Annotated in this window: 20 protein-coding genes; 4 read left to right on the top strand and 16 right to left on the bottom strand. The window is 43.1% G+C overall.

Annotated features, from left to right (window positions below; genetic code table 11):
* Positions 1-11: 11 nt before the first annotated feature.
* The 7 genes from A587_RS0121510 to A587_RS0121480 all read right to left on the bottom strand — a co-directional run bounded on the left by A587_RS0121510 (position 12) and on the right by A587_RS0121480 (position 8,563).
* Complete coding sequence (locus A587_RS0121510; protein ID WP_017219238.1) at positions 12-1,622, bottom strand: EAL domain-containing protein; 1,611 nt, start codon at positions 1,620-1,622, stop codon at positions 12-14.
* 110 nt (positions 1,623-1,732) lie between these two features.
* On the bottom strand, positions 1,733-2,032 hold the full coding sequence (gene ihfA / locus A587_RS0121505; protein WP_010377997.1) for an integration host factor subunit alpha: 300 nt from the start codon (positions 2,030-2,032) through the stop codon (positions 1,733-1,735).
* A gap of 2 nt (positions 2,033-2,034) precedes the next feature.
* Positions 2,035-4,422, bottom strand: coding sequence for a phenylalanine--tRNA ligase subunit beta (gene pheT, locus A587_RS0121500; protein WP_017219237.1), 2,388 nt, complete (start codon positions 4,420-4,422; stop codon positions 2,035-2,037).
* 13 nt (positions 4,423-4,435) lie between these two features.
* Positions 4,436-5,416 (bottom strand): phenylalanine--tRNA ligase subunit alpha, encoded by a 981-nt coding sequence (gene pheS / locus A587_RS0121495; RefSeq protein WP_010604038.1) that lies wholly within the window; start codon positions 5,414-5,416, stop codon positions 4,436-4,438.
* A gap of 83 nt (positions 5,417-5,499) precedes the next feature.
* Complete coding sequence (gene hda / locus A587_RS0121490) at positions 5,500-6,204, bottom strand: DnaA inactivator Hda (RefSeq protein WP_026001083.1); 705 nt, start codon at positions 6,202-6,204, stop codon at positions 5,500-5,502.
* Between the two features lies 1 nt (position 6,205).
* Positions 6,206-7,267, bottom strand: coding sequence for a DUF2066 domain-containing protein (locus A587_RS0121485; protein WP_017219235.1), 1,062 nt, complete (start codon positions 7,265-7,267; stop codon positions 6,206-6,208).
* Between the two features lie 123 nt (positions 7,268-7,390).
* Entirely contained in the window at positions 7,391-8,563 is a 1,173-nt protein-coding gene (locus A587_RS0121480) for a sensor domain-containing diguanylate cyclase (protein ID WP_017219234.1), read from the bottom strand.
* 179 nt (positions 8,564-8,742) lie between these two features.
* On the opposite strand from A587_RS0121480, the gene A587_RS0121475 reads away from it, so the two are divergent.
* Complete coding sequence (locus A587_RS0121475) at positions 8,743-9,183, top strand: VOC family protein (RefSeq protein WP_017219233.1); 441 nt, start codon at positions 8,743-8,745, stop codon at positions 9,181-9,183.
* A gap of 67 nt (positions 9,184-9,250) precedes the next feature.
* Here the strand turns inward: A587_RS0121475 and A587_RS0121470 are convergent, their stop codons facing one another.
* The 8 genes from A587_RS0121470 to dapB all read right to left on the bottom strand — a co-directional run bounded on the left by A587_RS0121470 (position 9,251) and on the right by dapB (position 20,381).
* A complete protein-coding gene (locus A587_RS0121470; RefSeq protein WP_017219232.1) occupies positions 9,251-10,003 on the bottom strand; it encodes a substrate-binding periplasmic protein in 753 nt (250 codons plus the stop codon).
* 236 nt (positions 10,004-10,239) lie between these two features.
* Complete coding sequence (locus A587_RS0121465; protein WP_017219231.1) at positions 10,240-13,038, bottom strand: collagenase; 2,799 nt, start codon at positions 13,036-13,038, stop codon at positions 10,240-10,242.
* Positions 13,039-13,290: 252 nt separating this feature from the next.
* Positions 13,291-13,566 (bottom strand): hypothetical protein, encoded by a 276-nt coding sequence (locus A587_RS0121460; protein WP_010377978.1) that lies wholly within the window; start codon positions 13,564-13,566, stop codon positions 13,291-13,293.
* A 149-nt stretch (positions 13,567-13,715) separates the two neighbouring features.
* Positions 13,716-14,321, bottom strand: a complete 606-nt coding sequence (locus tag A587_RS0121455) for a hypothetical protein (protein WP_017219230.1) — start codon at positions 14,319-14,321, stop codon at positions 13,716-13,718.
* A gap of 155 nt (positions 14,322-14,476) precedes the next feature.
* Positions 14,477-14,953, bottom strand: a complete 477-nt coding sequence (gene greA, locus A587_RS0121450; protein WP_010377973.1) for a transcription elongation factor GreA — start codon at positions 14,951-14,953, stop codon at positions 14,477-14,479.
* Positions 14,954-14,999: 46 nt separating this feature from the next.
* Positions 15,000-18,218, bottom strand: a complete 3,219-nt coding sequence (gene carB, locus A587_RS0121445) for a carbamoyl-phosphate synthase large subunit (RefSeq protein WP_017219228.1) — start codon at positions 18,216-18,218, stop codon at positions 15,000-15,002.
* Positions 18,219-18,234: 16 nt separating this feature from the next.
* Positions 18,235-19,371, bottom strand: coding sequence for a glutamine-hydrolyzing carbamoyl-phosphate synthase small subunit (gene carA, locus A587_RS0121440; protein WP_010377970.1), 1,137 nt, complete (start codon positions 19,369-19,371; stop codon positions 18,235-18,237).
* A 206-nt stretch (positions 19,372-19,577) separates the two neighbouring features.
* Positions 19,578-20,381: a 4-hydroxy-tetrahydrodipicolinate reductase gene (gene dapB, locus A587_RS0121435; RefSeq protein ID WP_017219227.1), complete on the bottom strand. Its 804-nt coding sequence runs from the start codon at positions 20,379-20,381 to the stop codon at positions 19,578-19,580.
* A 434-nt stretch (positions 20,382-20,815) separates the two neighbouring features.
* On the opposite strand from dapB, the gene A587_RS0121430 reads away from it, so the two are divergent.
* Positions 20,816-22,129, top strand: coding sequence for a Na+/H+ antiporter NhaC family protein (locus tag A587_RS0121430; RefSeq protein WP_017219226.1), 1,314 nt, complete (start codon positions 20,816-20,818; stop codon positions 22,127-22,129).
* Between the two features lie 73 nt (positions 22,130-22,202).
* Positions 22,203-22,982, top strand: coding sequence for a hypothetical protein (locus A587_RS0121425; RefSeq protein WP_017219225.1), 780 nt, complete (start codon positions 22,203-22,205; stop codon positions 22,980-22,982).
* 313 nt (positions 22,983-23,295) lie between these two features.
* Here A587_RS0121425 and A587_RS0121420 read toward each other — a convergent pair whose 3' ends face one another.
* On the bottom strand, positions 23,296-24,315 hold the full coding sequence (locus tag A587_RS0121420) for a tetratricopeptide repeat protein (protein ID WP_198285550.1): 1,020 nt from the start codon (positions 24,313-24,315) through the stop codon (positions 23,296-23,298).
* 192 nt (positions 24,316-24,507) lie between these two features.
* Between A587_RS0121420 and A587_RS0121415 the strand changes: the two genes are divergently transcribed.
* The gene (locus A587_RS0121415; protein WP_017219223.1) at positions 24,508-26,046 is read left to right on the top strand and encodes an adenylyltransferase/cytidyltransferase family protein; all 1,539 of its coding nucleotides are present in this window, start codon (positions 24,508-24,510) and stop codon (positions 26,044-26,046) included.
* Positions 26,047-26,174 lie beyond the last annotated feature (128 nt).

The raw sequence follows: 26,174 nt of genomic DNA, 5'->3' as shown, positions 1-26,174 counted from the left end.
AATAAGAGCGGTTAAGCCGCTCTTTTGTTATCTAACACTTTATCTATCTCACACTGTAGTTGCGGTAGTTCCAGTGCTTTGAAATAAAGCCAACCTTGATGAACATTCACCCCCCGGCTTTTGAGATAACGAGCTTGAGCTTGAGTTTCTACCCCTTCAGCAATCAGTTTTTTATCCAGCTTTTCCGCCATATCAATCACTGCCGATAAAACAGGGGTTTGCAAAGTATCTAGGCCAATTGATGCAACAAAGCTCTGATCTATTTTCAGCAGGTCGATCGGAAAACTTTGTAAGTACTGCAAACCGCTATATCCCGTGCCAAAGTCATCAATCGCGATTTCTATTCCAGCCCGTTTGAGCTCAGTTAGTACCGTTTTCGTTTGAGCCTGCGTCAGCACATCACGCTCAGTTAATTCAATAGTCAACGAGGATATTTGGTTTTTTGCAGCAAGTAAGGCGTCGATATAGCGTTTAGAGCCCAGAAGTAAACCATTAACGTTAAAAGACACCTTAAAGTCTGGCTGAGCAACTAAGATGTCCGTCAAATCACGCACAGCGTTTTCGACTTGCGCTATCGAGATATCTAAAATTGTACCATCACGCTCAGCTTCTGGCACAAAGTAAGCGGGACCGAGCACTCCTTCAAGTGGATGACGCCAACGAATGAGTACTTCCACGCCCACTATCGATGGCACCTCTGCATTAACAAGAGGCTGATACACATTAAATAACTCATCATTTGCCAATGCTCTTAATATTTGTGTTTTACTGCTTAGCTGGCGCTTGTCATAACTGATCAATAACAACGTGAGGCCAACCCAAGAGGCGCAATACAACACACTCCAAAGTACTAGCCACAACCACCCTAGACTCACTAGTTGCTCATCATTTTTTGCAATGATTAAGCTCATCTGCGGCAAACTCGGAATAGCTGCAACGTACGCAAACTTTACCTTTGCATCATCAAAGAGTCCTTCTACTGCGCGGCTATTAGCAGTCGGAAATAGTTTTTGGCGGATTGGCAAAGCATATTTACCATTTAAAAAAACCGGCACACCCGTGCTATTGTCCACCAAGGCAGCAAAATCGGTATTATGATGAGCCGAGATATCAAGCATACTCTTTAGCCAATGATCCGGCATCAACACATTTACCTCATAACCATCGTCTCTCGTGCGCGCTAAAACAAAGGCTGGAAGTTCTAAATAGTCGGTAATGATTGGGCCATAGTATCTAAGTCCAGGCTTCTTTATTGGAGCACTGGTATTCACAGGTGGAGTGAGTTGCCCAAAAGAATTGCAGACCAATTTCCCTTTACTATCTACGATCCCTATTTCGCTCATGCCTGGGTTTTCAAAAACCAATCGACGCATGTAGTGTAGACCGTCAGGGTCGCAATGTGGAGAAAGGTGGATGGCGTGTTTTAAGGTATCGTCTACAACGACAAACTCTTTGTTGATGTCAGATACAATTCGACTCGCTACGGTGACAAGATTGGATTTAGCGGTCTCTTTTTGATGCACATAAGTGAAGGCGGCCACAATTGAAAATACAAAGGTGCAAGACAACCAAGCAATAAAGATATTCTTAAACAACTTGCTTAAGGAGTGTGCTCCTCGCATAAGCTCCTCACTCCACGGAACGCAAACAGGCGCAGAGTGTAGCTTGAATATGTGACAAAACTATTTCAATATAAAAAAAGCCTTGGTATCACCACCAAGGCTTTCTTATATTACAAGTTTTTGCTTGTGCCGACCTCAACACGGGTTTTTAACTTTTGGCCAGGCCTAAAAGTTACCACGCGTCGCGCAGAGATAGGAATATCTTCCCCAGTTTTTGGGTTCCTACCTGGGCGTTCCTTCTTGTCGCGAAGGTCAAAGTTACCAAACCCAGAGAGCTTTACTTGCTCGCCGTTTTCTAGCGCTGAGCGGATTTCTTCAAAAAACGCTTCAACTAAGTCTTTGGCATCTTTCTTATTGATCCCCAGTTTTTCAAATAGGTGTTCAGCTATGTCGGCTTTAGTAAGCGCCATATCTAGTCCCTCAACGATGCATTGAATTGTTTGGCCAGTTCGGCCACCACGTTTTCTACAACCGCGTTGATGTCTTTCTCTTCGAGCGTTCTATCAACCGCTTGTAATGTTAGAGCAATGGCTAAACTCTTATGATCAGGTTCAACCCCTTGCCCTTTGTACACATCGAATAAGTTTAGGTCAACTAATTGATTTCCGCCAACTTTCTCAATGCACTCTAAAATATCGCCTATTTTTACGTCATCTGCAACTAAAATAGCAATATCTCTTCTATTTGATGGGAATTTCGAGATACTAACTGCTTCTGGAAGCAAGCGATTTTCTAAAGCAGCCATGTCGATTTCAAATACATATGGTGTATCTTTAAGCTCTAACGGCTTTAATAGCTGAGGGTGAACTGCACCGATGAAACCAACCTTTTTACCGTCTGCATAAATTGCAGCTGATTGACCAGGGTGCAAACCATCGCTCGCTTCTGCTTTAAAGCTAAAGCGCGCTTTATCGTTACAAAGCGCAAGTAATGCTTCTACATCGCCTTTCACATCAAAGAAATCCACTTTACGTGAAGGCACAGACCAGTGTTCATTGTGCGTATTACCATACGCGATGCCACCGATCACAGCGGTTTGACGTACACCGTTCTCCGCGTTGTCGTCTTTGATAAACTTAAGGCCCGTTTCGAATAAACGAATACGTGACTGTTGACGATTTTGGTTATAAGAAACCGCATTGATCAGGCCTGTCATCAGGCTTACACGCATTGCAGACATTTCAACCGAAATTGGGTGTGGAAGAATTAATGCATCGGCTTTTGGATGTAGCTGCTGTTGTGCTTTTGGATCAACGAAGCTATATGTGATGGCTTCTTGATAACCACGGCTTACTAACTCATCTCTAAAACGCGCTACTGGCAAACGTGCTTCTTGATGATCTGTCATCTTTAACGCAGCGGTTGGTGCCACATTTGGAATATTGTTGTAGCCAAATACGCGCGCAACTTCTTCAATTAAGTCTTCTTCGATACTAATGTCGAAGCGATAGCTTGGCACTTGAGCTTGCCACTGGCCGCCAGCAAATGTTACCGCTAAGCCCAGGCGCGTTAAGATGTCTGATACTTTAGCATCTTCGATATGATAACCAATCACGCGGTCTAAACGCTCACGGCGTAAAGTCACTTGACGCTCTTTTGGTAAATCCGCTTCTGACACAGCTTCAACAATCGGTCCGGCTTCACCGCCAACGATTTCAAGTAGCAAGCCTGTTGCTCTTTCCATCGCATCGCGCTGCAGTACTGGGTCTACACCACGCTCATAACGGTGCGATGCATCGGTATGCAAACCGTAGCTACGTGCCTGACCTGCAATCGCAAGCGGTGCAAAGAACGCGCTTTCTAACAAGATGTCTTTTGTCTCGTCACTAACACCCGACTGTTCACCACCGAAGATACCTGCCATCGCAAGTGCTTTATTATCATCAGCAATCAGTAGTGTTGATGGATTAAGCTTCGCCGTGTTGCCATCTAACAATACCAGCTCTTCATTCTCAGAGGCATTACGTACTTTAATTCCACCTTCGATTTGGCTTAAATCGAACGCGTGCATCGGGTGACCTAGCTCAAGCAATACGTAGTTCGTAACATCAACAACTGGATCAATTGAGCGTACACCGCAGCGGCGCAGTTTCTCTACCATCCAAAACGGGGTCTCTGCTTTAACATTAACGCCCTTGATCACACGACCTAAGTAGCGTGGACATGCTTCGCTGTTTACCAGTTCAATAGAGATTTTATCATCAATCGTTGGCGTAACTGGCGTGATAACAACTTCTGTTACGTCGATACTGTTTAGTACTCCGACTTCACGAGCCAGACCTTTGATCCCCAAACAGTCGCTACGGTTAGCCGTTAAATCGACATCAATCGTTACATCGTTCAAGCCGAAGTATTCACGAATATCTTGACCGATTGGCGCATCCAGAGGGAGTTCTAAAATACCGTCTGAACTTTCCGCCATGCCAAGCTCTTCAAACGCACATAGCATACCGTGAGACGGCTGACCACGAAGTTTAGCTTTCTTAATTTTGAAATCGCCTGGAAGCGTTGCGCCCACTTTAGCAACAGCCACTTTTAAACCGGCACGGCAGTTAGCGGCACCACAGACAATATCTAGTAGTTCGTCTTCGCCTACATTTACTTTTGTTACTCTAAGTTTGTCAGCGTCTGGGTGTTGACCACATTCAACCACTTCACCGATAACCACACCTTGGAAGTCACCGGCAACTGGGTCTACACCATCAACTTCTAAACCCGCCATTGATAATTGCTCAGATAGCGCATCAGTATCAATTGCTGGATTGACCCACTCGCGTAACCACTTTTCACTGAATTTCATACTTTTGTCGCTCTTATCTGAATTGGTTTAGGAATTTTAAGTCGTTTTCGAAGAAAGCTCTTAAGTCAGTTACGCCATAACGTAACATCGTCAAACGCTCAACCCCCATACCAAAGGCGAAACCAGTGTATTTTTCAGGGTCAATGCCTACCGAGCGTAATACGTTCGGGTGCACCATGCCACAGCCTAGTACTTCAAGCCATTTACCATTTTTACCTTTTACGTCCACCTCAGCTGAAGGTTCTGTAAACGGGAAGTATGAAGGACGGAAGCGAATTTCCATATCTTCTTCAAAGAAGTTGCGTAGGAAATCGTGCAAAATTCCTTTAAGTTCTGTAAAGCTCACGTTAGTGTCGACCATCAAGCCTTCAACTTGGTGGAACATTGGCGTATGTGTTTGATCGTAATCGTTACGGTATACACGACCTGGCGAGATAATTCGCAAAGGCGGCTGCTCAGCTTCCATAGTACGGATCTGAACGCCACTGGTTTGTGTACGTAGTACCAGTTTAGGATTGAAATAGAAAGTATCATGATCGGCACGCGCTGGGTGGTGCTCTGGAATATTTAGCGCGTCAAAGTTATGAAAGTCATCTTCAACCTCAGGGCCAGATTTAACAGCAAATCCTAGCTCACCAAAAAACTGCTCAATACGTTCAATGGTGCGAGTAACTGGGTGAAGGCCACCAGCTGGCATTGTACGACCCGGCAACGTCACATCAATCGTCTCAGCTGCTAGCTTCTGCTCAAGTGCTGCATTGGCTAACGCTTCACGTTTTACCGTAATCGCATCTTGTACTTGGGTCTTAGCTTGGTTAATCACTTGACCTGCATCTTTACGCTCTTCTGGTGCTAGTTTGCCTAGCGTTTTAAGAAGACCTGTGATCTCACCTTTTTTACCAAGGTAGTTAACTCTAACTTCCTCAAGGTGCGCAATTTCGCTTGCCTGCTCAACGGCTTCAAGCGCTTGCGCTAAAATATTTTCTAAATTCATTGTCTACCTGATCTTTGCTGAGGTAATTTGCTGTTATTTAATCTCTTATGATAACTGAATTGCAAGGCGATATTCTAGCCCTGTTACAGCTTTAAAGTGGCTTTTATAAAAGGAATTGTTAACTTTCTTTGCGCAGCCATGGATGCGTGATCGAGTTTATCCAACACATCAAGTAAAGCGCGCATATCACGACTCAATCTCGTGAGCAAAAATCGCGCACATTCATCGGAGAGTTCAAGGCCACGCATGTGTGCTCTTTTTACTAAGGCTTCGGCTTTATCATCATCACTCATCGAGCGGATCTGAAAAGTCGTTCCCCAGGTTAGACGCGATTCTAAGTCTGGTAGTGACAAATTCAGCATGTTGGGCAACAGATCGGCAGTAACCACTAGGCATTTGCCTTTTTCATTAAAACGATTGAAAAAGTTAAATAAGGCTTTTTCCCAAGCTTCATCTCCTGCAACCAAATGTACATCGTCTATACAAACTACATCCAATGCATCGAGCCCATCTAATACCAAGGGGCCAAAATCCAAGACTTCTCGCATCGACAATAAAATAGTCGAGAGTCCAAGCTCTTGCGCTTCAATGCACGTGGCATAAAGCAAGTGCGACTTGCCAGAGTCTGCCAATCCACACAGATAAGTGTACTGAAAACCAGTTAAACGACGGGAAAGACCATTTTTTAAGTGGCTTACCTCTAATGACGCTTCACCGCCAAAATAAGAGGCAAAGGTTTCGTCATCAGGCAGCGTCACTGGCAACGCCATTTGACGTGGCGATTCCATCCTATTTGCCCACCCAATTATATTTAAGGTTGTTGTCGTCTGCGATTTGATAATAGGCTCTCGGGTCTTCGTACGCCTTAAAACTTTGCTCCAATGCAATGGTTTTACGCAAATCTGATACGCTTGAGGTATGTTCAATCGCAAACTTCACAGCTGTTTTCGCACGGTAGATCACATCGACATCCACTACAGTACTCATAGATAGCAAACGACGCTTCGCCATTTCTACATCCGTAAATGACTGTAATTGCTCAACAACGATTTCAGTTCGATGGGCTTCTAAAGTGAGATTAGGATCGATAACATATTTCTGAGCTAAGGTGCTAGATAGCTGGTTCACCATATCAATAATAACTTGCTGCTTGTCACCGACATATTGCTCAGGCTCAAAATATTCGGCATCAGTGTAGCGCCAATCTAGCTGCCAAGAATTTGTATGGGGAGGCTGGAACAAGCGTGCGGTGATAACGCGCTCCGCCTCATAACGCAATGACGCTTCCTCTACTTCGTTAGAAAAGTTTCCCCATACCTCTGCGATACTCACATTGCTGCGATCTTCAAGATCCATCAAAGGAACAACCACTGGCACGCCCCATTCGTCTGCGGTGTCATAAATCAGGCGTTCGAGTTGAGGGTAGCTTTCTTGCGTAACAAACTCTCGGCGGAAATTATCTTCAATCACCATCCAAATCGCGACCATAGGACGGCGGTTACCCCAAAGCGGTAGACCAGCTTCTCTGACTAGATCTTCGACCTTACCAGGCTCAAACTCCACCTTTATTTTGGTTACGCCTTGTCGATCATAATATTCATATCTCAGCATGTAATCTGAGATGCGCTTAAGGCTCGCTTGGATAGAAGGGTGAGAAAAATCATCGGCTTTACCTGTGAGCTTTTGCAACACTTTTAATAATGCCTGTTGGCTCGCTTGCGCTCGCGTTGCGCGAGATTTGTCGCTAACACTCAGCGAGGCTTCATATAAATTTTGAACTTCTACTGCTTTTGCCGTCATAGCAAAACAAAACAGTGCAATAAGGATCAGCCTGATGATCATAATGTCCATGTTTTTCTGACTATAAAGCCTGATCCTAAATCAATCATCTGCTTAAAGCAAAGGGCAACGAGCAATATCATGAAATTTTATAAAAACATGATAAATAACAAAATATTAATCTTATATTCAGTGTTATTTGAAGCTAAATGAAACCTGATTCTTGCCCTTTCCTTTCGACTCATAAAGCGCTTGATCCGCTACTTTTAATAACGATTCCGCACTGAATTCCATGCCCTCAGAAACCGCCATGCCGATGCTACACCCGACATTGACCAACTCACCATTGGTAAGCAAGATATCTTCATTTATCACACTCAAAAGGCGATTTGCTAAGCTTTCAAGCAAGTCTCTGGCAATTTTTTCATTAATCACAAAGACAAACTCATCTCCACCAATACGACAAACAAAATCATACTCTCGTAACGCTTCTTGTAGACGTCTTGCTACGTGTACCAAAACCTCGTCACCACTATGATGGCCATGATTATCATTAATCGGCTTGAAGTTATCTAAATCTAGATACCCTAAATATACATTTACCGGCTGTCGCATCGAGCGAGCAGACATTTTATTCAGCTCGTTAAAAAGGTATTTTCGATTCGCCAATTGCGTAAGATTATCGTGGTAGGCATCAAACTCTAGCTTTTCTTGAAGTGATTTGCGCTTTTCGACTTCTGTTCTTAATTCTTCTAAACTCACACTAAGTTCACGGGTGCGCTTTTCTACCATTGCTTCCAATTCAAGCTCATGTGTTCTAAGTGCTGTATTCGCGTCAATGAGTGCTTGCTGGTTTGCAAATGCATCCATCGCAGAGGCAATAACATGACTAACGGTATACAACAAATCCACCATGGCTTCTGAATATTCATCGCTACGACGGTAAGATTGGATCACAAACGCGCCTAAATGCTTGTCGCGATTGATTAGCGGAAAGCACAACCATTGCTTGGGGAAACTGCCTAACATTTCAATAACCCCTTTCTCGGTCAATGCCATCAAAGCATGCTCAGAATAGTTCTTTACACTGTCAGAGCGCAGCGCATAACTAGTAAGCGTTTTATCTATTTCTGTGCTAGTTAGACTATTTAATTCCTCGAGCGAAATACTGTCTTTGACATCATGGAAATAGGGAAATTCAAACTCGCCATCTTGTCTTTGCAAAACCACATAGAAATTGTCCGCGTAAGTAATTTTTTGCACAATACAGTGCACATTCAACAAGAAATGCTCCAAAGATTCGCTGGTGTTTAAGCACGAAACGATATCTGTCATGCTATCTATTACTTCAGGAAGTTCTGCCATCATTGAGCGCCCTTGTGATACATTAATTCTCAATCTGACAAAAGCTTAACTAGCAGTACTAAAAATTACCAGAAATCAATTACTTTTTTATCCGGTCATCTAGGTGCCTGAGGTCTGTTGACCTTTCAATCTGATCTGTAACACTTTAAACTTTGCTGACTAGAGTCTAAACGGAATACATAATGAAATACTTACATACCATGGTACGTGTACGTGATCTTGACGAATCAATGAAGTTTTATTGCGACCTCTTAGGTCTCGTTGAAGTGAAACGTTATGACAGTGAACAAGGCCGTTTTAGTTTAATTTATCTCGCCGCCCCTGATCAAGTTGAGCAGGCGCAGCAAAGCTTTTCTCCTACTATCGAACTTACCTATAACTGGGATCCGGAAGAATATAGCGGTGGTCGTAATTTTGGCCACTTGGCCTTTGCCGTAGAAAACATTTATGCACTTTGCCAAAAGCTGCAAGATGCAGGTGTGGTGATCAACCGACCACCCCGCTGTGGTCACATGGCATTTGTTAAGTCTCCAGATGGCATTTCTATCGAGTTACTCCAACAAGGTGATGCGTTGCCTCCAGCTGAGCCGTGGCAGTCAATGGAAAACACGGGTAGTTGGTGATCACGAAAGCACCGGAGCGATGTATCTAACCTGAAATAAGAATAGCTACTGCTCCTTTCCCCTTACTTTAATAAGCAAGATGGTAGCTTTTAAGCAATTTCACCAATTGCTTTTTGAAAGGCTTGGAATCTAACACCTGTTGTAGCGCCTCAAAATCCGATGCTGAATTTTTAGGCGCCAATATTGCTCTAAAATAGGTTTCATGGGGATTTTGAGAAAAGTGAAACACTCGCTTCCAACCATTTTTAGCAACAAGATATTCTGTCGTAGACCGACTGACAATGGCAATACTCACCCGCCTTTTGAGGATCATCTCCAATAGTGCTTCTTCGGAATTTACGTTCACTCGCTGGATATTGGCTTGCTCCACTCCTTGATCCAAGTGGCGATAGTAGTACCCTGCAATGGCGCCAACTTGATTACCGTACAATGAGCTAGGGTGATAATACTCAAACGGTTGATCTACATGCGAGACGAATTCGTCCGTGTCATACATTAACGGGCCGCTCCACAAATACTTTTGTTTTTTGCGGTCATCAAACCAAGCCGGGTTTACTCCTAAAATAAAACCTTTGAGCGTTTGCTGTTCGAGCTGCTTATCTAAGCGTTTACGTGGTACGAAACGTACTTCGACCTGCAGCTCTTTTTGCACGGCATTAATCAGTTTTGCTAAATCAAAATAAAGACCTTTTTGCGCTTCTAGATCAATAATATAGGGCGGCTTATGATGATATACGTAAAGAATTTGGGTTTCAGCGGCTGTCACTGAAAAGGCCACCATTAACCAAATGGAAATGGCAATAAAGTACTTTTTTAACACTGTTTTAACACTGAGAGCCTCGTGTCTAACCTAAACTTTTAATACAGTTTAAAAATACAGCCTAGCTCCTTCTCGGCACATCCGTTAATTCCTTTTGCATGTTTTTAAATGAACAAAGGGACCAAAGGCCCCTTACTTTACAAAAATATAACAAAAACAAATTATGAACAAGTAATAACTGTGATCTGTATCACCCGTTTAATTACTTTCATTATTTTTGCCTTAGTAACGCGCTATTACTGACAACCATCTTTATTATAAGACACCTTCAGCGCTGCACCCGTTGGTGAGCCTGACACTTTCAAGTATCCCCAATATTCAGATTGCGCACTTATCTCAATGCACTCTTGGTTACCTTGATTGAACGAGCTTGCGTCCACATTAGTGCCGTTTGGCCATCCTGCATTGCTGTATTCAAGCCCAAGATCACCACTACCATGGGCTGTTTTGATCACCACCGATTGTTGACCACTTACATTCTCAAGGCTAAACCACATCGGCTCTTGGCTTCCAAGGCAAATTGTTTCATCCGCTGCTAATCTACCATTAGAGACACTACCCTGCGACTGACATACGTCCTCTATTGTTGAATTTGTTACGATTTCCCCTAACAACTGCACATTTTCAAAGCGATTATAACCATACAGCATAATGTGATAGGTACCAGCGGCAGGTGTAGTGATTTCACATACCTCTTCGTTACCGGATTGGTATGGTCTGCAATCATACTCGCTGAGTGTTGGCGCCGTGCCTAACTTAACGTAAAGATCGGCATCACCTGTACCTCCAGACGTGCTGATGACTAATTTATCAGTGCCAGCAGCGACATCGATTGAAAACGCAACTTGTTCATCTTGCTCGCCCGCAACCGTGACAGGTACGCCAGAATGTAATTTGTTTGAAGTCGTTGCGCTTACAGTAGCCACTGTATTACTAGTGTGATTCAAACCGCTAGGATCACTCACTGTTAAGCTAATTTGATACTCGCCTGCTTGCACATAACTGTGCGTGGGATTGGCTTCATTACTTTGGCTACCATCACCAAAACGCCACAGATAAGTGAGTGTATCACCATCAGGGTCGACACTACCTTGGCTTGAAAATAGTATCGCTTGATTAACATCACCAGAGTATGGCCCATTAATCTCTGAAGTGGGTGCGTTATTCTGACCACCAGCGGCAAGCTCGTTGCACCATTGAACAAACTCTGATTGATACTGTGATGCGAGGCGGTCCATACGGGCTTGGTACGCATTCCAATTTGCTTGTCTCGTTTCCTGTCGCATTGCGAGTACTTCATCAAAGTGTTTTTCATACAGGAATCTCACCCCTAAATAACCCCAACGGTAAATTCTATCTTGATCAAAACCGTCATACGTCGTGCTGAATATTTCGGCTAGCGTATATACTGAGCCATCTTTGATTGTATCTATTGCGGCTTGATTATCATTTAGGTTTGCAATGTACTCAGCCACCCCTTCACTCCACCAGACGATAGGCTTAGTCGGTGCATTAAAGTCACCATAAAGATCAAAGCGCCCATCAAGATAATGTACGTATTCATGCTCTAAGTTCCAGATGTAATGATCCGGCTTTGCATAACTGGCCTCGTATGCAACAAAATTAGCAACGTTATTCACATCGCTAGGATTACCCTCTAAATACATACCACCGTTGTCGGTGCTGATTTTAAAAATGGCTTTGGCATATTTTTTATAGTCTGCACTGCTATTAAAGATATTCACTTGCAGAAAATCATTGTTATCATCGGCAACCGGTAAGCGGCCAGTTTCCAGCATGGTGTGGAATCGCCCTTCTTCCGCTTCCATGGTTTGACACGCTGAAGTCAATTGCTGAGCGGTGAGCGCTTGTGCTCTAATCTTTATTGTATCGCTACAACTATGTTGTTGAGAAAGTACTTTGGTCTCAAGTTCTTTATCAAAATTACAAATGCCAAACTGGCTACAATCAGCATAATAGGTCGCGACATCAGCCGCAGCTAACCAGACACCATCGCCAAAGCCATAACTGTTATAACGCGAGAATAAAGCGGTTAATTGCGTGTCGACTGACTCTTGAATAGCTGCACCATTGTATAATTTAAGTCGAGCCAATTCGCTCGCAGCATTGATGATTAGATATTCAGAGTCTGAATTTACCATCCAAGTTTGTTCGGTGAAGCTCCCTAGTAAACTCACCAATTGTTGATCGTTTTTAACCAAAGCGACAAAGTTATCATTCCACTGACCACGATATAAGATAGTGAAAATGCCGTTTACCGCACTGCGCATATTCCACTTTTGAGCGTAGCTTTCATTCCATTTGGATAGCCATGCTTTTACAACTGGCAGATAGTGCCCTTGTAGTTCCGATGAGTCCATTGTAGTGATAGCCTCACCAAGTACTTTACCATGGGCATCATTGTCGTCGTAGAAATGGCTATTGCTAACAAAAGCATCCAACGCATCTTTAACAGCAGGCTTCACCCAAGTAGCAAAAGTCACCTGGTCATTGTAAAACTCAACGTAAAAGCCAGCGCGAATAAATAGATAAAGCGCTTCGAGGTCGGCACTGCCGTTGCCTGAATAGCTTTGCGAAAGCGACTTGGCATTTTGCGCCGCAGCATACATTTTATCTGAAGTGAATACTTGTGTCTGGATGCTGCTGTCAGCGGAGAACAAAGCATTGATACAGCTCGTACCCTGTTGCTTTATTTCAGTAACAATTTGGCTACTGCTCGCATTTGCTAAGCTGTTTAAATCACATGCAGCAATCGCTTCACTTTGGCTTACTACCATCGCTTGCAATAATGGCGTGTGTTTAGCAGATAATAGCGGCATACTCCTTGTTGGTGTATGTGCAACGGGTGCTCTATCATACAAATTTTTGTGCTCATGGCCATGGGAAATGTTCGTTTCCACTTGAACCGATGCATCGAGCGGCTTAAAGAGTCGCTGTGATTCTTGATGTGCGTTGGCTGAATTTATCGCTGTAAGCGCAGATAGCGCCAAAGTGAGTTTTGTAATTTTCATCATTTACCTTTCCTGTTGTGTATCCAAACCCGATTGGGTTATAGATTTTTAACACTAAAATTACAATGTATACAATATATTTTATATAACTTTATGGAATAGTGGCTCGACGGAAAAGCCACCATAATCTTAAAAACGGGTATCCAAAGGTGAAGGTTGTAGCTTATACATACACCCAATTGGTTGATCTTTATGATTAAAAATCCAACCAATTGACGAAAAGAAGGAATAAAAATTTATAGTGAGTGGAATAAATTAGATCTTATCAATATGGGAAATAGCGCCAGAAGTGATTTTTACTCTCACTCGATAAGTGGATAGCGTGATTGAATAAACACCGTCATTTGGTTTTTGTGCTAATAAATGCTGTAGCCCTAACAGCAACTCATCTGTATCGTTACCACTGCTGGTGTTTCTTGAATCTAGGTATTCTTTTCCCTGCTTCAGTGCCTTATCCAAAACCACTGAAGCGACTTGCTGAGTAGACTTATTTTTCAACGTCTTAAACAATGCGCTTTTTAATAAACTCATGGTTATTCTCCTGATAAAGATACCGATTCATACTAACATATCACTTATGAACCGGTGCCTAATTGGTTTTGGGAACAATCCGAGTGTAACAAGCTCGCACTAAAAGTCTAAAGCAAATTCGTTTCAAACTATGTCAGATGTCTATAATCCTATTCAATCTCAACTAAATAGTTTACTTGCTCAGCAAGTTGCTTACCGGAGAATAGCTTCGGTACAAAGTGTAATAGATTCAAGGAAAGCTGATGCTCTGAGCGAGTGGTATTTACTAAGCTGGGTAAAGTACCTAATTCGCTGCTTATATCGTGCCAAACGGGATTAGCCTCATTGAGCTTGTCATAAGCAATCGTATTGAACTCAAAATTTTCAAAATATTCATCAACTAAGAACAAGGGCTGAGTGAGCTTAAGCGAATCAAGTAACTCACGAGAGAAGCTTTGTCGCGCTTCTGAACTATTACTGGTAAAGAAGTGATCTGGTAGATTATAACCAATGATTAAATCAGAGCTTGCATACAAGCTATTGGTATACAACAAAGCAGTAAGAATAAGATAGGTATCGTATCTTGCTAAACTCACACCTTGCAAAAGCTCACTCTGCTTACTAAGGTCGATCGCACATCGACTACGCATGGTACGCCAAAAACAATGTTGATTCTGGGAGAGATCCCGCGCGCCAGCACCTACCAAGCTAGATTTCCAACTCGACATAAACAATTCAAACCCTTGTGTTTTGAATTGATCGACTTCAAATGACATCCATTTCTCCTAAAAATGTTTGTTCCAAAAATACATAGGCATCAAACAAAGCTATAAGAATATAGAGAAATGGCAATTACACAGCATTACAGCAGCAAAAGTAGAAATGATTATTATAGTAAAAAGCCCGCGGATGCGGGCTTTAAAAGAAAGGATTACTTGTATTCAACTTCAATGATTTCATATTCAACAGCACCATTTGGCGTTTGAATATTCACCGTATCATCTAGTTCTTTTCCGATTAATCCACGCGCAATCGGTGAATTAACAGAAATCAAGTTGTTCTTAAGATCTGCCTCGTCGTCACCAACGATACGATAAGTTACTTCTTTGTCTGTATCTACATTCACAATAGTCACAGTACTACCAAAAATAACCTTGCCGTTGTTCTGCATTTTAGTCACGTCGATGATTTGTGCTGTCGAAAGCTTAGCTTCAATTTCTTGAATTCGGCCTTCACAAAAACCTTGCTGCTCACGTGCAGCATGGTATTCAGCATTTTCTTTCAAATCACCGTGTTCACGCGCTTCTGCAATATCTGCAACGATTTTCGGGCGAACAACTTTTTTTAAATGATTCAGTTCATCACGAAGCAATTCTTCGCCTCGTACTGTCATCGGAATTGATTGCATAAGTATCTCACTCATTGCCAGAGCTGACGCTCTGGCCTTGTTCTTTTTAGTTCAAACGCTGGTGTAGTTCTTGAACAGAGTTTACAGAACTTCTATCGTCAGCTTCATTCGCTGTACAGTTTGCAAACGCTGCATTTAGCGTAGTGGTGTAGTTAGTCTTATGCTGAAGTGCACCACGACGTAACACCTTCGAGTCCTCAATAGCTTGGCGACCTTCGGTAGTATTAACGATATAGCTGTACTCACCATTCTTGATACGGTCAAGAATATGAGGACGGCCTTCGAATACTTTGTTTACGCGACGTACTTCAATACCCGCTTCTTCAAGCGCTTTCGCCGTACCATTCGTTGCATCTAACTCAAAACCAATTGCTTTCATTGTCTTAGCTAGTTCAACTACGCGTGCCTTATCACCATTGCGCACAGATAGTAGCGCGCGGCCGCCACGTGGTAAAGTGTTTGATGCACCTAATTGGGCTTTTGCGAATGCTTCGGCGAAGTTTTCACCAACACCCATCACTTCACCCGTCGAGCGCATCTCTGGACCACGCATTGGGTCAACACCTGGGAACTTAGCGAATGGCAATACCACTTCTTTTACACTGTAATATGGAGGGATAACTTCCTTCGTTACACCTTGGCTTTCAAGAGACTGGCCAACCATACAACGTGCAGCAACCTTTGCAAGTGCAACGCCTGTTGCTTTTGAAACAAATGGTACTGTACGAGCAGCACGTGGGTTAACTTCAATCAAGTAAACTTGGCCGTCTTTCACCGCGAACTGGGTATTCATCAGGCCAACAACACCCAGCTCCAGCGCCATATCACGGACTTGCTTACGCATCACTTCTTGAATATCTTGTGGCAACGTGTGTGCAGGCAATGAACAAGCCGAGTCACCCGAGTGAACACCTGCTTGCTCGATGTGCTCCATAATACCGCCGATGATAACATTCTCACCGTCACAGATAGCATCTACGTCTACTTCAATTGCATCGTCTAAGAAACGGTCAAGTAGTACTGGTGCTTCATTAGAAACAGACACCGCTTCTGTCATGTAGCGACGTAAGTCGTCTTCATCGTACACGATTTCCATTGCACGACCACCAAGTACGTATGATGGACGAACAACCAGTGGGAAGCCAATTTCTTGTGATTTAGCAACTGCTTCTTCTAGTGAGGTTACCGTTGCATTTTCTGGTTGTAGTAGGTTTAGACGCTCTACAAGCTGTTGGAAGCGCTCACGGTCTTCTGCGCGGTCGATAGCGTCAGGAGAAGTACCAATCACTGGCACACCATTCGCTTCAAGATCTCGTGCCAGTTTAAGTGGAGTTTGACCACCGTACTGAACAATTACGCCTTTTGGCTTTTCAACACGGACAATTTCTAGCACGTCTTCAAGTGTAATTGGCTCGAAGAATAAGCGATCAGACGTATCGTAGTCTGTTGAAACCGTCTCTGGGTTGCAGTTAACCATGATAGTTTCATAGCCATCTTCACGCATCGCAAGGGCAGCGTGTACACAGCAGTAATCGAATTCGATACCTTGACCGATACGGTTAGGACCGCCACCGATAACCATGATTTTGTCTTTGTCAGAAGGATTCGCTTCGCATTCTTCATCATACGTTGAGTACATGTAAGCAGTGTCTGAGCTAAATTCTGCAGCACATGTGTCTACGCGCTTGTAAACTGGTAGAATTTCAAGCTGGTGACGCTTCTTGCGAATTTCTTTTTCTGATACGCCTGCAATTTCGGCAATGCGAGCATCTGAGAAACCTTTACGCTTCAAGCGGCGTAGGAAGTCTTTGTTTAGACCTGCCATGCCCACTTCAGCGATTGTCGCTTCATCTTTTAAGATGTCTTCGATTTGCACTAGGTACCAAGGGTCAACTTTAGTGAGTTCAAATACCTCTTCAACAGACATTCCGTGACGCATCGCATCAGCAATATACCAAATACGCTCAGCACCTGGCTCGCGTAATTCGCGGATGATCGTTTCTTTTGCGTTTGGCGCGTCAAGTGCAACGATTGGGTTCAGACCCGTAGCACCCACTTCCAGGCCTCGAAGTGCTTTTTGTAATGACTCTTGTTGGTTACGACCAATTGCCATTACCTCACCAACCGACTTCATTTGCGTAGTTAGACGGTCGTTTGAACCTGCGAATTTTTCGAAGTTAAAACGAGGGATCTTAGTCACTACGTAGTCGATTGACGGCTCAAATGATGCTGGAGTTGCACCACCTGTGATGTCGTTTTGAAGCTCATCAAGCGTATAACCTACGGCAAGCTTGGCTGCGATTTTAGCGATCGGGAAGCCCGTTGCTTTTGACGCAAGCGCAGAAGAGCGCGATACACGCGGGTTCATCTCGATGATAACCATACGGCCATCAACAGGATTGACACCAAACTGAACGTTTGAACCACCAGTTTCAACACCAATTTCACGAAGTACCGCCATCGAGGCGTTACGCATGATTTGATATTCTTTATCAGTTAGCGTTTGTGCTGGTGCAACTGTGATTGAATCACCAGTGTGTACGCCCATTGGGTCGAAGTTTTCGATTGAACATACGATGATACAGTTGTCGTTTTTGTCACGAACCACTTCCATCTCATATTCTTTCCAGCCTAATAGGCTTTCATCGATAAGCAGTTCATTTGTTGGTGACAGGTCAAGACCACGAGTACAGATCTCGTCAAACTCTTCCATGTTATACGCAACACCACCACCGGTGCCGCCCATCGTGAATGAAGGACGAATAATACATGGGAACCCGATGCGAGTTAAGATATCGTGCGCTTCATCCATTGAGTGTGCAATTTCAGCACGAGGACATTCTAAGCCGATATTTTTCATCGCCGCGTCAAAACGCTCACGGTTTTCCGCTTTATCGATTGCATCTGCAGTCGCACCAATTAGCTCAACGCCATGTTTAGCAAGCACACCGTGCTTATCTAGGTCTAGCGCACAGTTAAGAGCTGTTTGGCCACCCATAGTAGGCAGCACCGCATCAGGCTTTTCTTTTTCGATGATCTTTTCTACCACTTCCCAGTGAATAGGCTCGATGTAAGTTGCATCCGCCATTTCAGGGTCAGTCATGATAGTCGCTGGGTTAGAGTTTACAAGAATAACTCTATAGCCTTCTTCTCTAAGCGCTTTACAGGCCTGAGCACCAGAGTAATCGAATTCACATGCTTGGCCGATAACGATTGGGCCTGCGCCCAAAATCAGAATGCTTTTTATGTCGGTACGTTTTGGCATTATTACTCCGGTCTAATTAAGCGTTGCGAGATTGCATTAATTCAATGAAATGGTCGAATAGCGGTGCCGCATCATGTGGACCAGGACTTGCTTCAGGGTGACCTTGGAAGCTAAACGCTGGCTTATCAGTACGGTGAATACCTTGCAGTGTGCCATCGAACAGTGACTTGTGCGTTGCACGTAGGGTATCAGGAAGCGTTGCTTCATCAGCAGCAAAACCGTGGTTTTGTGCAGTGATCATCACGACATCACGATCTAAGTCTTTAACCGGGTGGTTACCACCATGGTGACCAAACTTCATTTTTACTGTTTTCGCACCAGAAGCGAGTGCTAATAACTGATGGCCTAAACAAATACCAAAAATAGGTGTATCTGTTTCTAAAAATGCTTTGATTGCTTCAATGGCATACGTACATGGCTCAGGGTCGCCAGGGCCATTTGATAGGAAGATACCATCAGGGTTTAATGCAAGTACATCAGCAGCGGAGGTTTCTGCTGGAACAACGGTTAACTTACAGCCTCTATCAACTAACATTCTAAGAATGTTCTTTTTCACACCAAAATCGTACGCAACAACATGGAATTTTTCTTCTTCAGCAGAAAGCGTTTTAAAGCCCTCGCCTAGAGTCCAGCTTGATTCACGCCATTCAAACTGAGATTCTGTTGTTACTACTTTTGCTAAATCCATCCCTTTCAAGCCAGGGAATGCTTGCGCCGCTTCTAGCGCTTTTTGCTCGTCTACTTCGTCGCCTGCGATAATACAGCCATTCTGGGCGCCTTTATCACGTAAAATGCGAGTTAGTTTACGAGTATCAATATCTGCGATCCCTAAGATATTGCGTTCTTTCAAGTAATCACTCAATGATTGTTCGTTACGGAAATTACTCGCAAGCAGTGGTAAGTCACGGATCACTAGGCCTTTTGCCCAGATCTTGTCCGCTTCCTCATCTTCGCTGTTAGTACCGGTGTTGCCGATATGTGGGTAAGTAAGCGTAACGATTTGTTCCGCGTATGAAGGATCCGTTAAGATCTCTTGATACCCCGTCATTGACGTATTGAATACCACCTCACCGACTGACATACCGTCAGCACCGATAGCAGTACCGCGAAACACCGTGCCGTCTTCAAGGACTAACAGAGCGGATTTAGTCAAGTTAACCTCCTAATAGTAAAAAACGGGCGAAAGCAAAACGCTCAACATCCCGTCTACAAAGCGCTTGGTAACACGCAGTTATTAAAATTTTGGCAAATTCGTTATAGTCTACAGCATGAATGCCTTTTCGTCTAATACAAATCACAAAAATTATAAAAATAAGCCATTAAACTCTTTTTTTGCTTTAAAGCCTCAAAATGTTATACTTACTTCTTTAAATCTAGCACATCTTGCATATCATAAAGGCCTGCTGGTTTATCTTTTAGCCACTGCGCAGCCCTTACAGCACCTGATGCAAAGGTCAATCTCGACGCTGCTTTATGTGTTAATTCAAGCCTTTCCCCCATTGTCGAGAAGTAAGCCGTATGTTCACCTACTATATCTCCCGCTCTGAGGACTGAATAACCGATTTCTTGTTGAGATTTCGCTTCATGGCTTTGACTTCGGTCGTAAACCGCAACCTCATCATGTTGCCAGCCTTTTGCTTCTGCAATCGCCTCTCCGATAGCGAGCGCAGTTCCTGAGGGCGCGTCGATTTTGTTGCGATGGTGTGCTTCGAAAATCTCAATATCCATGTCGTCAGCCAGCTTTTGTGCGGCTGTTTGTACTAGGTTCAGTAGCAGGTTAATGCCAACGCTATAGTTGCGAGAAAACACAATTGGGATATCTTTTGCGGCTTCGACCAACAGCGCCATTTCGTTTGCAGTCAATCCAGTAGTACCGATCACCATCGGTTTTTTAGCGGCAATTGCAGCTGATAAATGCTGCTTCATGCCCTCTGGCAAAGTGAAGTCTATTAATACGTCAACATTTTCAAGCTTACTTTGCTCGGAGCTAAAACAGATATTTGCGCCTGCTTGAGGCTGCAATTGATTAACTGCTTTATCAAGATATTGTGAATTATCTCGTACAAAAGCGTTGGCCAGCTCTACTTGTTGCGACAAATAACAGGCTTCAATCAATGCTAACCCCATTCTGCCATTCGCACCGTAAATACCTATTCTTGTCATACGTTACCCTTTTTATTTGCGATGTTGATTATCCAAAAGGCAGCAACGATGGCTAACCGGATAATAGAAATGTGTTTTTGCGGGAGTAGAGTTTACCGTATCTGTGTGTCATAGTCAGTTAAGTTGAAAATAATAAAACATTAGACTTTAGACGTCTAAACATATAAACTGCCGCGCTCGCTCACCTATTGAAGTTGAGAGATTTTCATCTTATACCAATTGCATTAAGTAAATGGGCTATTTGGAAGCGGAGAAATAGCTTTAGTAGCTAGGCAAAAATTTTGCTATTTAGTTGTTCTAAATGAGAAATTTTTAACGACGCTAATATGCTAATTCCCCGTTCAAATTGGTTGGAGAATTAATACAATTGGTATTAGGTGTGTTGTGCGGTTTTACAGCTGACTATTGGCTGTGCTTTATTGTTGGGGAGTGCTATGCAACCAAATTACAATCAAACAAAGGCAAAATTATCATTATTGCCGCTGTTGACCTTTGTAGGGATTTTTCTTGGCGCAGGATTGTATTTGCAATCGCAAGGCGTTGATTATGCGTTTTATCAATTAAAAGCTCCTGTCGCGATTCTACCAGCCATCGTTCTCGCTTTTTTACTTAATAAAGATACCATCAACCGCAGTGTCGAAACTTTTATTCAAGGCGCAGGACACAGCAATATCATCACCATGTGCCTCATCTATTTATTAGCAGGAGCTTTTTCTGCGGTTGCAAGTGCCACTGGCGGTGTTGACGCTGTGGTTAACGCCGGTTTATCACTTATTCCTCCGGCATTTTTATTACCCGGCTTGTTCCTTATTTCTGCTGTCGTCTCTACCGCAATGGGAACCTCCATGGGCACAATTGGTGCAATTGGACCTATTGCTGTTGCCGTCGCGATGAAAACCGGAATTGATCCGGCACTTATGGCTGGCACCATCGTTTCGGGCGCAATGTTTGGCGATAACTTATCTATTATTTCTGATACCACAATTGCAGCAACGCGAACGCAAGGCTGTGAAATGAAAGATAAATTTAGAGAGAATCTAAAGATAGCCCTACCTGCTGCGTTGTTGACTGTCTTGCTATTGATATTTTTAACCCCAGAGCCGCAGGTTGTAGAAACCAAGCCGTTTGATTGGTTATTAGTTTTACCATACGCATTTATTTTGGTCTTGGCGGTGATTGGTATCAATGTCTTTGTTGTGCTCTTTAGTGGTATTGTGTTTGCCGGCTGTATGGGTTTTGTCGGTGACTATCAAGGCGCTGCATTCTTAAACGATATCTATAAAGGCTTTAGTGATATGCAGGAGATTTTCTTGCTGTCGATGTTTATTGGTGGTTTATCTGAATTTATTCGTATCAATGGCGGCCTAGATTTTTTAGCCAAACAGATCCAAAAAATTACCAGCATTATCGCGAAATGGCACCGTCAAGTTGCTGATCAACTGGGTATTGCTGCACTCGTGTTAACAAGTAACTTGTGTATCGCAAATAACACGGTAAGTATCATAGTTGCTGGCCCCGTTGCTAAAAAACTGGCTGAAGATGGAAAGATCTCAGCTAAGCGTTCGGCAAGCTTACTAGATATTTTTGCTTGTGTTATGCAAGGCTCTTTACCCTATGGTGCACAAGCACTGCTACTCGGGGCCACGTTTAAAATCAGCCCTTGGGACGTATCTAGTTCTTCTTATTACTGTTTCATTTTGGCTTTCACCGCCATTACCGTTATCTGCCTAAGAAGAAATAAAGCATAATTTGTTCGGATTACGCGCCCAACTTTGGGCGCTTTTGTTATACTTTCACTTTTAACGCTATCCGAATTAATAAATGAAAATCAACACACTCATCATTTCCTCCTCACTCGCTTTTAGCACATTTGGTTATGCTGCTGATTGGAGTACAACGCAACTACACATAAACCACGGTGATTTCAAAAACCCGTTTAGCAGAAACGAAGCAACGGCAACGGTTTACTCATTACAACATGCGTCTGGATATCGCTACGGCGATAATTTCTTCTTTATCGATTACAGCAAAGATGACCTTAGTGATGGTTACCAAGACGGAGACTTTTACGGGGAGTGGTATTCGAGCTTGTCGATGTCAAAGATTGCAGGCTTTAAGTCTTCTTTCGAGGCCATAGCTGACGTTAGCTTAACAATGGGTTTCAATGCAGCCGCAGACGCAAAGGTGATGAAATACTTGCCAGGTGTCAAAGTAAATTGGAATTTTGAAGGGTTCAATTTTTTCTCTTCTACCTTCACACTTTATCAAGACGATAGCCAAGGTATTAGTCATGGCGGTGCGCCTAAAGAAAGTGATAGCTGGATGGTAGATCTCGCTTGGGGTTACCCCTTTACAATAGGCGAGCAAAAGTTCTATTTCACAGGTCACGTAGAGTATATTGGCGAGCGAGAGAACGAGTTGGGTAATGACGTAAAAGGCTGGTTGCTCGCGCAGCCAATTCTACAATGGGATCTAGGCAACGCGGTAGGTATGCCTGACAATCAGTTAATGTTAGGTGTTGAATGGCAATATTGGCGTAACAAACTTGGCACAGATACCAATGAATCTGTTCCCCAGCTACATCTAGCGTGGACTTTCTAACTCTGAACTCGCTTTTGACCTTTGATTTTATACCGATTTGACTTAATACTTGCTCAATTTGAGGAATTAAATCTGACGCTAGCAGTGTTAAAAATTTATCATTTAGAACAACTAAATAGCAAAATTTTTGCCGGGCTATCGACAAGATTTTTTTGCCTCAAAATAGACCACTTAATTAAGTAAATTGGTATTACTCTGTGATGGTTAAGTCAAAGGTACTCATTATTTATCAGCCCCTACCTGACTACATCTACTATTCAACGTATAAAAAACGGTGCTGTGCTCTACTATGGTAATAGTTTTTTGTGATGGATTAGTGCTCACACCAAGATAGCGCCACTTCCAGTAGCGAAGCATTCGTCGATACACTGGCTGCCACTTGTTGCTGCTCAGACAACAACGTATTATAAAATGCTATCAACTCTGGGAGCTGCAATGTATAAACATATTTCTCCATATTGCTGCCGTAATCACTTTGGAGCAATTTGGGTAAAGTCGAAATAAGAAACTCAACTTGATCTGCATTTGGCTGTATGCCATTTCTACTTTTTTGAAAAATTAGCTCCTGCCAAGTAAACACAATAGATAATTCTTTATCCTCTACCGCACTTAGCTGAGTTTTCACTGTATTCATATAGCGTCTATAATTTTTCCACTGATTGGCAAGCAAATAAACATTTAATAAATTTAACCCCGTATAGCTCGCTTCGTAAGCTTGCTCTGCTTTTTGATGATAGAGAAAAGCTTGCCTATATAGTCTCGCAGCATGCTGATATTTACTCATATCGAAATAAACATTAGCTAAGTTATTGTTAAGTGCCGCTTCCAGTTGTTCATCCTTCACCTCAGACAATGTCGGCGCTAAAATATCGACTGCTTCTTCTAACTGCCCTGTTGTTCGATATAAAACGGCAAGATTATTAACGATAAGTGGCCTTTGCTCGTGAGTTGAGTACTTAAGTGCACATTCATAGTTTTTTTGCGCAAGCGCAGGCTTACCTATTCGGCGATAGTAAATTGCGAGGTAATTTGCAATTTGCCCCTTTTCGGACTGCAAATACGCAAGCCACTCAGCATTTTCAGAAAATAGCGCTACTATTTCATGTATTCTGACCGTATCGTTTGTTTTAATTGCAGCTTCTAAACCGGCACGATGTAACTCATAGATGCCTTTAGAGGGTTGTGTTGGCAGTTTGGGCAGCGCTGCTTCATATACCCGAGTTGCTTGTGTTGGATTAGAGGTGTTTAAATCTTGAATAACCTGTAATGTCTTAAACAATTCATCAGGGGCGAGTACTGTCAGAGAAGAAACAATAATTAAAACTGGTAGCACTTTCGCTCTCCGATTTCCTGATTTAAAGTAATCATAGTGGAGCTTCCACTGGTTGGCAAAATGCCCGAGCGTGCAGAAGCATAAAACTGCTAGCGACTTCACATTAAACACATCAAATCCATTAAAGTGGGTCATCAAAATATGGACTCTGTGACTACAAAAACTAAAAGCAGCCAACTAGGTATTTAATCGATGCAGAAAGATACAGCAATTCAACAGTCACAGCTTAATAAAAAGATGACACAGGCTATCGAGTATTTTACTTCGGGCCAAGACCAAGCAGCAGAACAAGCATTTCAGCAGCTATATCAACAGCAGCCCAACCAGCAGGTCATTTTATATCTCGCACAATTGGCACAACGAAGACAAGCCGGGAGTGAATGGATTGAACAACTTGAAGCACTGCTACATAAACACCCAGATGTACCAGATAGCTATTATATTCTCGCTCGTAGTTATCAACAAAACAGACAACTACCACTCGCCGCTCAAACCTTTTATCAAGCGCTAGGAAGGCGCTTGCAGCATGACGCACTGACAAACATTGCAGAAGTTCAATCATCCGAAGTACCAATACATGAAAGCGCGAACTCAACTAAACTAACTCCTGAAAACGCATTACACCTATTACTACAAACGTTGTCATCCTTAAAAAGGGCGGGGTTTTATGCTTTCCCTACGGCTGGTAGTTTGCTTGGGTTAGAGCGTGAAGGTCAACTCTTAGAAAATGATAAAGATATTGATATTGGTATCGACTGGTCTCACATGGAAAGCGCAATCGAACATTTACAGCATCTTGGCTGGCAGGAAGAAGCGCAATCCTATGGGCTTATAAACCCTCGGTGTTTTCGCCACCAATCAGGCTTGGTGCTCGACCTTTGCGGTTATGCCACAGAGCAAAGCACTGGAGACACCATATCAGGTTTATGGATGCGAGAAGTACCTTTTACTTGGAATAGAGTGACGCGTTTCTCTGCTATTCAAGTTGTGAGCATCAGCTCACCTGCCGGAGAAATTTGTTATCCCCAGTATCCAGAACAAATCTTACAAGCATTATATGGATTGGATTGGAAAATGCCTGACGCAAATTTTGATACCATCGTCTGCGCCCCGAATATTATACAAGATTCCTACTTATATTACTGTTATGCCTACTCTCACCTCTACACTGAGTGGAAAAAAGGCAACTTCAAAGAAATGCATGCCATGCTTAAGGTGCTATTACAATTCAAACCTCATGACGGTCTTTTAAAAAATCTTATGCAGTTCGTACAAAAGCAGATGAAATCACAACAGCCGTGCCGTGTTTTAGCGCTTGGTTTTTTTGATCTGCTTCACTCTGGTCACTTAACGTATTTGTCGTTAGCGAAATCACACGGTGACTACTTAGTTGTTGGGGTCGCACCGGATGCTTTTGCGTTAAAAAGTAAGGGACGACCGCCAATAATGGATCAAGACGAGCGCTTAAGTATTATTAAGGCATTAGCATGCGTAGATAAAGCGGTTTTAGTCGGTGCACCAATGGCCGATACTGAGCGAGCAGCGCACTGGATCGCACAACAAAGAGTAAACCTTGTGATCTGCGGTGATGAATGGCAACACACGCCCCGTTGGCAAGCATTGGAAATAGCTTTAGCACCACAAAATATTCGAGTTGTTTATATCCCTTATACCCAAGGAATTTCAAGCACTAAAATTAAAGAAAGAATACAAAACCTCAATGAGAATTAACGCTGTGTATCTGGTGGGAGCGAGTGTTGAAACAAGCTTTGATGTACATGTTTTTTGCCGGAACTTCATTGCAAAACCATCGGCGGGTGAACCACCCCCTACGATGCAGTGTATATGGTAGTAGGAGC

Source organism: Pseudoalteromonas sp. NJ631 (assembly GCF_000276645.1).
Lineage (GTDB): Bacteria > Pseudomonadota > Gammaproteobacteria > Enterobacterales > Alteromonadaceae > Pseudoalteromonas > Pseudoalteromonas piscicida.
The sequence above is the reverse complement of the archived record's forward strand: the minus strand, read 5'-3'. Positions and strand labels throughout refer to the sequence as shown.

Bases quoted from the DNA above. Each gene is read 5' to 3' on its own strand.
- A587_RS0121485 (WP_017219235.1), bottom strand. From the start codon at position 7,267: ATGGACATTATGATCATCAGGCTGATCCTTATTGCACTGTTTTGTTTT.
- A587_RS0121455 (WP_017219230.1), bottom strand. From the start codon at position 14,321: ATGTCATTTGAAGTCGATCAATTCAAAACACAAGGGTTTGAATTGTTT.
- A587_RS0121465 (WP_017219231.1), bottom strand. From the start codon at position 13,038: ATGATGAAAATTACAAAACTCACTTTGGCGCTATCTGCGCTTACAGCG.
- ihfA (WP_010377997.1), bottom strand. From the start codon at position 2,032: ATGGCGCTTACTAAAGCCGACATAGCTGAACACCTATTTGAAAAACTG.
- A587_RS0121510 (WP_017219238.1), bottom strand. From the start codon at position 1,622: ATGCGAGGAGCACACTCCTTAAGCAAGTTGTTTAAGAATATCTTTATT.
- A587_RS0121475 (WP_017219233.1), top strand. From the start codon at position 8,743: ATGAAATACTTACATACCATGGTACGTGTACGTGATCTTGACGAATCA.
- A587_RS0121460 (WP_010377978.1), bottom strand. From the start codon at position 13,566: ATGAGTTTATTAAAAAGCGCATTGTTTAAGACGTTGAAAAATAAGTCT.
- A587_RS0121425 (WP_017219225.1), top strand. From the start codon at position 22,203: ATGAAAATCAACACACTCATCATTTCCTCCTCACTCGCTTTTAGCACA.
- hda (WP_026001083.1), bottom strand. From the start codon at position 6,204: ATGGAATCGCCACGTCAAATGGCGTTGCCAGTGACGCTGCCTGATGAC.
- carB (WP_017219228.1), bottom strand. From the start codon at position 18,218: ATGCCAAAACGTACCGACATAAAAAGCATTCTGATTTTGGGCGCAGGC.
- A587_RS0121480 (WP_017219234.1), bottom strand. From the start codon at position 8,563: ATGATGGCAGAACTTCCTGAAGTAATAGATAGCATGACAGATATCGTT.
- greA (WP_010377973.1), bottom strand. From the start codon at position 14,953: ATGCAATCAATTCCGATGACAGTACGAGGCGAAGAATTGCTTCGTGAT.
- dapB (WP_017219227.1), bottom strand. From the start codon at position 20,381: ATGACAAGAATAGGTATTTACGGTGCGAATGGCAGAATGGGGTTAGCA.
- pheT (WP_017219237.1), bottom strand. From the start codon at position 4,422: ATGAAATTCAGTGAAAAGTGGTTACGCGAGTGGGTCAATCCAGCAATT.
- A587_RS0121415 (WP_017219223.1), top strand. From the start codon at position 24,508: ATGCAGAAAGATACAGCAATTCAACAGTCACAGCTTAATAAAAAGATG.
- A587_RS0121430 (WP_017219226.1), top strand. From the start codon at position 20,816: ATGCAACCAAATTACAATCAAACAAAGGCAAAATTATCATTATTGCCG.
- pheS (WP_010604038.1), bottom strand. From the start codon at position 5,416: ATGAATTTAGAAAATATTTTAGCGCAAGCGCTTGAAGCCGTTGAGCAG.